Here is an 8,556-nt window from a genome sequence, read left to right on the forward strand (position 1 = left end):
CTAACAGCGACAGCACGCCGAACGTGCCGAGCAGCACCACCGGCACGGCGATCGTCGGGATGATGGTGGCGCGCAAATTCTGCAGGAAGATGAACATCACCAGGAACACCAGCACGATTGCTTCGGCCAGCGTCTTGACCACCTCCTCGATCGACAGCCGCACGAAAGGCGAGGTGTCGTAGGGATAGACGACCTCGACCCCTTGCGGGAAGGTCGAGCTCAGCCGGGCGATCGTCGAACGCACCGCTTCGGCGGTGTTGATGGCGTTGGCGCCGGTCGCCAAATTGACGGCGACGCCGGCCGCCGGCTTGCCATTGTAATTGGCCTGCGTCGTATAGCTTTCGGCGCCGAGCTCGACGGTGGCGACATCGTTGAGGCGGACCAGAGAGCCATCGGTCTGGCTCTTCAGGATGACGTTGCGGAACTGTTCGGCGGTCTGCAGCCGGCTCTTGGCCGTCACCGTGGCATTGAGCTGCTGGCCCTTGCGCGCCGGCAGGCCGCCGAGCTGGCCGGCCGAAACCTGCGTGTTCTGTGCCTCGATGGCGGTCGCCACATCGCTCGGCATCAGGGCATATTTGGCGAGCTGGTCCGGATCGAGCCAGATGCGCATGGCATAGCCGGAGCCGAACAGCTGCGTCGAGCCGACGCCTTCGACGCGCTTCAGCGTGTCGTTGACGGTGGCGTCGACATAGTCGGCGAGATCGGTCGAGTTCATCTTGGCGTCGGTCGAGACGAAGCCGATGACCATCAGGAAGCCGGTCGAGGATTTGGAGACGGTGATGCCGTTGCTCTGCACCACCTGCGGCAGCTGCGACTGCACCAGCTGCAGCTTGTTTTGCGTCTGCACCTGGGCGGTATCGGGATCGGCCGCTGTGGTGAAGGTCAGCGTGATCGAGGCCGAACCGGTCGAGGTCGACGTCGCCGTCATGTAGTCGAGATTGTCGATACCGGTCATGCCTTGCTCGATGACCTTGGTCACCGAGTTCTCGACCGTCTGCGCGTCGGCGCCCGGATAGGTGGCGCTGATGTTGACTGTCGTCGGCGCAATCTGCGGATATTGCGAGATCGGCAGCGAGGTGAGCGCCAGGAGGCCGCCCAGCATGATCACGATGGCGATCACCCAGGCGAAGATCGGCCGGTTGATGAAGAATAGTGACATCGCTCAGTTCCCGGTCGCGGCGGCAGGCGCCGGTTTCGCCGCATTGGACGCGGCCGGTGCGGCGGACGTGCTCTGCCCGCGGTCCTTGACCTCGCCGGTCGTCTCGTCGATCGTCACTTCGACACCCGTCGCATCGCCGCCGGGGCGCACCAGTTGCATGCCCTCGACGATGACGCGGTCGCCGTCGCCGACACCCGAATCCACCAGCCAGTTGTTGCCGACGCTGTTGCGCACGGCGAGCACGCGCGTCTCGACCTTGCCCTGCGCATTGATGACCATGGCGGTGGCCTCGCCCTTGGTGTTGCGGCTGACGGCACGCTGCGGCACCAGGAAACTGTTCTGGGCAACGCCCTCCTCGACCAGTGCCCGCACATACATGCCGGGCAGAAGCAGGCGGTCGGGATTGGGGAACTCGGCCCTGAGCGCAAAGGTGCCGGTGGTCTGGTCGACATTGGCGCCGGCGAATTCCAGCTTGCCGGTCTGCGTGTAGATGGTGCCGTTCTCGAGCTTCAGCTTCACGCTGACATTGGGCCCGCTGAACTTCAGCCGCCCTTCCGAGATCGCCTGGCGCAGATTGAGCAGGTTGGTGCTCGACTGCGTGACGTCGACATTGATCGGATCGAGGGCACGGATGGTGGTCAGCACCGTGTCCTGGTTCGCGGTCACCAGCGCGCCCGGCGTCAGCGTGGACTTGTCGATGCGCCCGGCGATCGGTGCCGTGATGGAGGTCCGGTCGAGGCTGATGCGCGCCGTCTCGGCACTGGCCTTGGCCGAGGCGACATCGGCTTGCGCCTGCGCCAGCGTGGCGGCGGCATCGTCATAATCCTGTTTGGAAACAACGTTCTGCTTCAACAGGCCGGCATAACGGTCGAACTTGGCCTGCGCCGTAGGCACCGCCGCTTCCGCCTTCTGCTGTGCGGCGACCGCGCTATCGTAGGACGCCTTGTAGCTCGCCGGATCGATGAGGTAGAGCGGCTGTCCAGCCGCCACCTCGCTGCCCTCCTTGAACAGGCGCTGCTGGATAATGCCGTTCACCTGCGGGCGCACTTCGGCAACCAGCGAGGCCGCCGTGCGTCCCGACAGTTCGGCGGTGATCGCCACCGATTGCGGATGCAGGGTGACGACGCCGACTTCCGGTTTGCCGGGCGCGCCCATGCCTGCGGGGGCGCTGCTCTCCTGCGAGCAGGCCGCCAGCAGAAAGGCGGATGCGAACATCGCGGTCCAGGGCGCCAGACGGCGTGCCGGCTGCAAAGACGGGCTAGGCTGGATAGACATGGACTGAATGATCTTTCGCTGGAGTTGCGGGCGCGGGCAATCGACCGCTTGGTCGAGGCATGCCGGCCGATATCTTGATGGTGGGCCGCGCCGGTCTGCGGGCGGCGACGAGCAATGCTTCGAAGCGGCTCATGTCGCGCTCCTTCTCGGCGGCCGGAGCTGCTCGAAGGTCGAGTAGCCGGCCGCGATGCCCACCAACATCATTATGCCGATCAGCGAGGACATGCCAAGCGCCTTGCCGGAATTCACGCGATCTTGCGGTCATCATGCCCATGGTTGTCGAGCGGCTGCGACAGCGGGAGCGACAACCGCCAGCCGGCGAAACTCAGGCGGATCGCGCCCTTCAGCGTGTCGGCCGGCGGGGCCAGCGGCATGCCTCGCCCGACAGGACCGAACGAGAGCCTCGGGCTGGCGGACGCGAGCAGCCGCAGCATGATCATGGCTTCCCACATTGTCGTGCTTCCATTGCAGGGTTCGAATTGGGCATGGTTCCGAATTGGCGCGATTCGAACTGGGCGTGATTGAAACGAGGATGGCGGAGATACGCCCGCCATCCCCGGAGAACCGGCCGACCCGAGAACGGGTTGGGTACCGGGCCGGCCGGTGCAGTCGGTCAGAGTTGCTCGTCGTTCCCGGGCTGGGGCGGGAGCTGCCTGCCATCGTTGGGCAGGCCTCTGGGGCCGGCTGCATCGTTCGGCGGACCGCCCCAGGGACCGGGGGGTGATCCATGGGCACGTTCCGCCGAAGCGAGGAGTTCGAGTTGTTCGGGCGTCAGCTTGGCGCGCAGTTCAGAGATCGCCTCCTTCAGTCTGCCGGCCGAAACCGCGCGGGCGGTAACGTCGTCGGCCAGCTTTTCCTGGAAGGCGAAGGGATCGGGCTTGCCGCCCGGGCCTGCTGCGTCGGGGTCCTTCGCTTCAGCACCAACGGGCCGCCCGCGGTCAGGCCGAGGCTGCGAAAGCACCGCCTGCAGCGCGCTGGTGTAGTCGCGCCAGGCGTCGAGCTGTTCGGTGCGGATGCCGACGCGGGTCTCCAGCGCGGCGAGCCGGGCGGCCAGCATGAATTCCGGCGGCGGACCCATGCGGCGGGGGCCAAAGCCTTGCGGGCCGAAACCCTGCGAACCAGGTCGCATCGGTCCATGCGGGCCGGGTCCATTCCGGCCGTGGCCTGCCCCATCCTGCATGGCCATGACAGGGGGCGGCTCACCGGGTCCGGCGCCGGGGTCGGGCTGCGCCGCCAGCGCGGGGTGAATTGCGGCGACGGAAAACAGGCCGAGCGCAAGAAGTCTGCTTGGCATAAAGATGTTCCTTTCTCTCATGCTTCGGACGGTTCAGAGGATAGGAAGCGTCTTTGTCCGCTTCGCGTCGGCGTGTTGCCGAAGGTTTCCGCAAAAGGGCAATTTGTTTCCGAATGTTTCCCATGGCCCGCCGGAAACGTTCGGTTGCAATTTTCCACGCCGCTCGGGCGCGGCTCTCCTATAATCGCGGCAAGCCCCTGCAATCACGGGTCCCAATATTCATCGGCAACGGCACGGTCATGCAGTCACAACCCCATATCCTCGTCGTCGACGACGACCGCGAGATCAGGACGCTTCTCCAGCGTTACCTCGACAGCCAGGGCTTTCGCGTCACGGCGGCGGCGGACCGGCGCGAATGCGAGCAACGGCTTGGCTCCGGCCAATTCGACCTGATCGTGCTCGACGTGATGCTGCCGGACGGCTCGGGGCTCGATATCTGCCGCGGTTTGCGCGACCGCAAGCCGCACACCCCGATCATCCTGCTGACCGCGCTGAAGGAAGATGTCGACCGCATCATCGGCCTGGAACTCGGCGCCGACGACTATCTCGGCAAGCCGTTCAACCCGCGTGAGCTCATTGCCCGCATCCGCGCGGTGCTCAGGCGCTCGACGCCCGAGGAGGCGCCCGCGCCGCCGCGCGCGCGCATCTACCGCTTTGCCAGCTATAGGCTGGAACCGGAGACCCGCAAGGTGACGGATGCGCGAGGCGTGGCCGTCGACCTCACCGGCGCCGAGTTCGATCTTTTGCAGGTGTTTCTCGACCGTCCCGGCCGGCTTTTGTCGCGCGACCAGCTTCTCGACCTGACGCAGGGCCGCGAACGCGATCCGCTGGAACGCTCGGTCGATGTGCTGGTGAGCCGGCTGCGCCGCAAATTTTCCGACACCGGCGACGGGCCGCTGTTCAAGACCGTGCGCAATGGCGGCTACCAGCTCACGGCGCGTGTCGAGACCGTGGAGAGCCACGCGTGAATTCGCTGCGCCGCCGTCTCATCCTGCTGTTGGTCGCCTCGATCGTCGGCGTCGTCGGCCTGGCGACGGCCGCCGTCATCAGCGTGCGCGGCGGCGGACCGCCGCCGGAACTGACCGTGCCGTGGATTGCCCAACAGATGGAAATGGTGGTGCGGCTCTTGCCGGGGCCGATCCCCGACGTCCTGCGGGTTCAATTCGCCGACCATCCAGCGGGCGGCAAGGTGGCTCGTGCGGAAACGGCGATGCTCAACGACATCCTGCACCGCCGTGGCCTCGACTTTCCCGCGGTCGTCAACGAGAAGCCGGACGAACCCGGCCAGATCGCATCGATGCACCTGCCCGACAGCCGATGGGCGATCATTGAGGTGCCGCACCTCAAGCCGCCGCGGCGAGAATGGCTGGTTCTGGCCGGCTGGATCTCGCTGATCGTCGCCGGCGCCACGGCGGTATCGGTCTATTTCACCTCGGTGCTGATCCGACCGCTCGAAATGCTGGAGGCCGCCGTCTCCAAGATCGGATCGGACGGCGTGCTGGCGGCGGTGCCGGAAGTGGGTTCGGCCGAGGTCAAGGCCACCGCGCATGCGCTGAACCAGCTCTCGTCGCGGCTGCGGACCGCCATGGAAAGCCGCATGCGGCTGGTCGCGGCTGCCGGCCATGATCTGCGCACGCCGATGACGCGCATGCGGCTGCGCGCCGAATTCCTGGACGACGAACGCGACAAATGGCTTCACGACCTCGACGAACTCGATCGCATCGCCGACAGCGCCATCCGCCTGGTGCGCGAAGAGGTCAACCAGGACGCCGTCGAAGCGGTGGACCTGGCAAAGACGGTGCGCGATATCGAAGCCGAGATGGTGTCGCTCGGCCATGCCGTCTCGATCGGGCACCTGGAAAAGGTTTGCGTGCGCGCCGGCGCGCTCGGCCTGCGCCGCGCCTTGCGCAACCTGATCGTCAACGCCGCCACCCATGGCAAGGCGTGCCGCATCGACCTGGCCGCGACCGACAATCGCGCCGTGCTGACCATATCGGACCATGGGCCGGGCATCCCCCCGGAACTCCTGAACAAGGCGTTCGAGCCCTTTTTCCGCGTCGACCCCGGCCGCCTGCAATCGATCCCCGGAGCTGGTCTTGGCCTCGCCATCGCCAAGGAAATCATCGAGCGCTACGGAGGCACGGTAACACTGGAAAACCGCCGGGGCGGCGGGCTGGAGCAGACGGTGGTGTTCGACGCGGTGTGAGGGTTGGCGGTCAGCCGAGTAATGGGCGTTGCGCGTGGCAACGACGAAAAACAGAGACGATGCTGCACCGCGCAAAGCTAATGGTTCCAAATCATTTCTTCACGGAGCCAGGGCCGGATCCATATAGACAAAATATAGATTACGGAATTTCCTGTGGTCTAACAAAGAACTAGGCTCTTAAGCCACGAGCTCGCAAATCAACCGAGGCGGGAACATCGGCAAAATTTAAACCACAGCGTTTAAGTTCTGAGAAAAATCGCCAGAATTGACGAGAAACGCTCGGTTTTCTCAATTTTTTAGCACTTGCTCACATAAGTATTTCAGCTGGGTAGATTTTTTGTGTTGCGCCGCACAATGCCGTAGCCGAACGATCTCCTGGGGGACTCGTTTGCGACTGGATATGCGCCGTGGAGGATCCCGCCAGGTTGACCAGCTTGAGCTACCCGTCCGTCGATTTCGAGCGTAGGTTTGACGATGCCTGCGCTCTGGCGGGTCTCGCCCGCCTTGGCCTGCCGCTCGAAACGGCCGGCTGGCGGCTTGGTCGCGGCCATCACGCTGGCGGATGCCGCTGATGGGAAGCGCCCGCGACATCCAACTGGATGCGTTGAGAGCCATCGCCGTGACGATGGTGTTGTATTCCCATTTCTTCGCCGCTGGAGGATCTTCATTCTGGGGCCATATCGGCGTGCGGCTGTTCTTCGTGCTGAGCGGCTTCCTGATCACGCGCCTGCTCCTGGAAGCGCGTTCGGCCGCCGAATTCGAGACCGGTCCCGCGCTGCGATCCTTCTATATCAGGCGAGGCTTGCGGATATTTCCACCCTATTTCGCCGTCCTGGGTTTCGTCTGGCTGGTCGACCTGGACCAATCCAGGGGATCGCTGGTCTGGCATGCGCTTTACCTGTCGAATTTCTGGTATGCGCTGCGCAATGACTGGAACCCTTGGGTGCTGTGCCATTTCTGGAGCCTGAGCATCGAGGAGCAGTTCTATCTTGCCTGGCCGCTGGTCGTCCTGTTGGCCCCGCGCCGCCGCTTCGAACAGATCTGCATCGGCGTCATCGCACTGTCGCTGGCCTATCGCTTTTATTGGCCGCTCACCGCCAACACGACGCTGGCGCGCGACCTGCTGCCGCCGGCATCCATGGATGCGCTGGCGACGGGCGCGCTGCTTGCCTGCTGGCGATCCAGGGGCGCGGCCCTGCCGCACTGGATGCGGCTCAGCTGGCCTGCCTTCGCGGCCGCATTCCTTGTCATCGAGTGGTTTGTGCCTGCGCCCGCCGATCCGATGCTCGAATGGACCCATTGGCTGGTGCGGCAAGTCCTGCCGCTGGTGCCGCTGATGGTCATCGTCGCAGCCTGTTCGCGCGGCCTTGGCGGCACTTTGGGAAAGCTTGCCGAACTGCCGCCGCTGCTTGGCCTCGGCCGCATCAGCTACGGCGTCTATCTCTATCATCCGATATTGCTGTCGCTCGCCGTCAAGGCGCAACCCTGGATTCCGCTCAACGTCTCGGAGCAAGGGCCAGGGCGTTTCCTGGTTGCGAGCGCCGCCACGATTGTCGCGGCCTCGATTTCCTGGGTGGTTTTCGAGAGGCCGCTCAACAGCCTGAAGCGCCACTTCCCCTATGTCGCGCGCACCCGCTCCGCACAGGGCAGCCATGGCGGCTGGCTCGCGACGGCGGCTGGCGGATCGCCCGATGGCCGCACACCGGCGCTCGAACTCCAGCGCACGGATGCAAGACGATGATCGCCGCACCGCTCGTCTCCGTCCTGTTGCCGGTCTACAATGCCGGTCCCTATCTCGCCACCGCGCTGGGAAGCATCCTGCGGCAGGATCACAGTCGCCTGGAGATCATCGCGATCGATGACGGTTCGACCGATAATTCGCTCGAGATACTCGAGCGATGCCAAAAGGCCGACAGCCGCATTTCGATCATCTCGCGCGAAAACCGTGGCCTTGTCGCGACGCTCAACGAAGGGCTGGCGATCGCCCGGGGCGAACTGGTCGCGCGGATGGATGCCGACGACGTCGCCTATCCCTGGCGTTTGTCGCGCCAGGTGGCGCTGTTCGAGCGGCGGCCCGAACTGGGCTTCTGCGGCGCCGGCGTCGACATGTTGATCCGCGGCCGCATCGCCAGGGGCAGGCCCGATCCGGTGTTCCAGTTCGGCCGCATCCCTGTATTGGCGATGTTCTTCACGATCTTCATGCACCCGACGGTCGTCTACAACAGGAAGGTCATCGACGACAGCGTCCTGCACTATGACCAGGCCTACCGGCATGCCGAGGACTTCGATCTTTTCAGGCGGCTGGCCGGCCGTTACCCGGCAGCCATGATGCCCGAAAACCTGGTCGTCTACCGCGTCCATGAGGCAAGCGTGACGAGCCGGCACGTCAAGGAGATGCGCAGGACGCATTTGCGGATCGTGGCCGAGAACCTCGAGCGGGAGGACCTGGCGCAGGCCACGCGGGACCTGCGCGACATTGGCGATGCGGTCAGCCACGGCACCGTCGCCCGTGCGGCCGACTTCATCGTCGCGCTGGAGGAGGAGATTTCCTCGCTGCCGGCGGCGACGCGGCCGAGCTTCGAGGCCGGCGCGCTGAACCTATTCTATTTCCTCTACCAGCTC

General features: G+C 65.0%; 8 protein-coding genes. 4 read left to right on the forward strand and 4 right to left on the reverse strand.

What is annotated here, in order from left to right; translation table 11 throughout:
• The 4 genes from EN879_RS14815 to EN879_RS14830 form a co-directional block, all read right to left on the reverse strand.
• Positions 1-1,159: efflux RND transporter permease subunit (locus tag EN879_RS14815; protein ID WP_206520953.1), on the reverse strand; the 1,159-nt coding region annotated here is incomplete at its 3' end.
• Between the two features lie 3 nt (positions 1,160-1,162).
• Positions 1,163-2,434: an efflux RND transporter periplasmic adaptor subunit gene (locus EN879_RS14820; protein ID WP_063168601.1), complete on the reverse strand. Its 1,272-nt coding sequence runs from the start codon at positions 2,432-2,434 to the stop codon at positions 1,163-1,165.
• 245 nt (positions 2,435-2,679) lie between these two features.
• Complete coding sequence (locus EN879_RS14825) at positions 2,680-2,886, reverse strand: hypothetical protein (RefSeq protein ID WP_013530681.1); 207 nt, start codon at positions 2,884-2,886, stop codon at positions 2,680-2,682.
• Positions 2,887-3,047: 161 nt separating this feature from the next.
• Complete coding sequence (locus EN879_RS14830; protein ID WP_063168602.1) at positions 3,048-3,728, reverse strand: hypothetical protein; 681 nt, start codon at positions 3,726-3,728, stop codon at positions 3,048-3,050.
• 239 nt (positions 3,729-3,967) lie between these two features.
• On the opposite strand from EN879_RS14830, the gene EN879_RS14835 reads away from it, so the two are divergent.
• From EN879_RS14835 to EN879_RS14850, 4 genes are all read left to right on the forward strand, one after another.
• Complete coding sequence (locus EN879_RS14835; RefSeq protein WP_013530679.1) at positions 3,968-4,696, forward strand: response regulator; 729 nt, start codon at positions 3,968-3,970, stop codon at positions 4,694-4,696.
• Positions 4,693-5,934, forward strand: a complete 1,242-nt coding sequence (locus EN879_RS14840; protein WP_063168603.1) for an ATP-binding protein — start codon at positions 4,693-4,695, stop codon at positions 5,932-5,934. Before EN879_RS14835 ends, EN879_RS14840 begins: the two co-directional genes overlap by 4 nt.
• A gap of 571 nt (positions 5,935-6,505) precedes the next feature.
• Positions 6,506-7,675, forward strand: a complete 1,170-nt coding sequence (locus EN879_RS14845) for an acyltransferase (protein ID WP_024501681.1) — start codon at positions 6,506-6,508, stop codon at positions 7,673-7,675.
• Positions 7,672-8,556: glycosyltransferase family A protein (locus EN879_RS14850; protein ID WP_164774413.1), on the forward strand; the 885-nt coding region annotated here is incomplete at its 3' end. The genes EN879_RS14845 and EN879_RS14850, both read left to right, overlap by 4 nt.

Origin of the sequence: Mesorhizobium sp. M7A.F.Ca.AU.002.02.1.1 (assembly GCF_003998535.1) — a bacterium.
GTDB classification, from domain to species: Bacteria; Pseudomonadota; Alphaproteobacteria; order Rhizobiales; family Rhizobiaceae; genus Mesorhizobium; species Mesorhizobium ciceri.

What these genes read in the sequence shown, in the direction of transcription:
- EN879_RS14820 (WP_063168601.1), bottom strand. Translation starts at nt 2,434, where the DNA reads ATGTCTATCCAGCCTAGCCCGTCTTTGCAGCCGGCACGCCGTCTGGCG.
- EN879_RS14825 (WP_013530681.1), bottom strand. Translation starts at nt 2,886, where the DNA reads ATGTGGGAAGCCATGATCATGCTGCGGCTGCTCGCGTCCGCCAGCCCG.
- EN879_RS14830 (WP_063168602.1), bottom strand. Translation starts at nt 3,728, where the DNA reads ATGCCAAGCAGACTTCTTGCGCTCGGCCTGTTTTCCGTCGCCGCAATT.
- EN879_RS14835 (WP_013530679.1), top strand. Translation starts at nt 3,968, where the DNA reads ATGCAGTCACAACCCCATATCCTCGTCGTCGACGACGACCGCGAGATC.
- EN879_RS14845 (WP_024501681.1), top strand. Translation starts at nt 6,506, where the DNA reads ATGGGAAGCGCCCGCGACATCCAACTGGATGCGTTGAGAGCCATCGCC.